Source organism: Clostridium sp. AF50-3 (assembly GCF_003477445.1).
Lineage (GTDB): Bacteria > Bacillota > Clostridia > Lachnospirales > Lachnospiraceae > Otoolea > Otoolea fessa.
This window is the reverse complement of the sequence record NZ_QUDH01000051.1, coordinates 1-931: the sequence shown is the minus strand read 5'-3', so window position 1 is coordinate 931 and position 931 is coordinate 1. Positions and strand designations below refer to the sequence as shown.

Annotated in this window: 1 protein-coding gene; it reads right to left on the bottom strand. The window is 43.5% G+C overall.

Annotation, left to right across the window (positions count from 1 at the left end; genetic code table 11):
- Nucleotides 1–571 precede the first annotated feature (571 nt).
- Nucleotides 572–931, bottom strand: a 360-nt coding sequence (locus DW085_RS18760; protein ID WP_118494361.1) for a hypothetical protein, incomplete at its 5' end; no start/stop codon positions are given.

The window sequence follows — 931 nt, the reverse complement described above, 5'->3', positions numbered from 1 at the left end:
GCTTTCTGAAAATATGGTTTCTCTGTACTTTTTCTTATCACCCCAGAGATGTAGGATTTCTCACAGGCGGCAGTGTGCTTCACTGCTCCATTGGAATTTAACCATCCCGCCTTCCTTATGGCCGGACCGCGAATTACGGAAGTATCATTGTCCCTGTCTGGCTTTAACACCGCCGCCGGTTGCAATCCGGCATTTGCTTCTGCGAAACCGCTATCGCCCCGATGGGCTTCATGGCGTGCAGTCGAAGACTCGACCAAACAGGAATGTACCTGAAGAATGAGTATTCAGTTTTCAAGGGACATTCGGACTTTCGTCCTTACAAAGTAAGTTTAACAAGAATCCTCCGGTTTCGCGTTGGCCTCGTAGGCGCACTTTGGTTGTCCTTGCAGGACTACATACGGTTCGTTTTGACTTTTTCAGTGTTCTATACAGCCGGATTGAGGCAAAAAAATACCCCGTTGGTTTCCCAACGAGGCATCAAAGACGATTCTATTCTATTTTCTATAAACTGGTACCCGTTTATCTCCTGGTGACCATTTGAGTCACGGCTAATGTATCAAAAAAGCAACGCTCATCTCAGCAAATCAGACAAGCTGTATTCTCCTTTGGGGATATTTGCTGTTCTGCGATACTCTTTTATGGCTTTCACCAAGAGCTGAGGATTACTGAAATACTGCTTCACAAAATCATACGACTTCACATCATGCATCCGAAGATTTATTTTACAAAATTCGCTTGGTTTTTTTCCAGAACGCTTAAACTGATCATATGCTCCTTCCGCATGAATAATCAGCATTTCAATTTCTGGAGCAGTAATGACATTTACCACGTCAATTTTCTGCTCATATGCTTTACTCAATCGAAATTCCTCTCTGCGAGAATCCAAAATCCGTATCACAGAAATCTGCTCATCGAATCCTTTCCGTAAGTA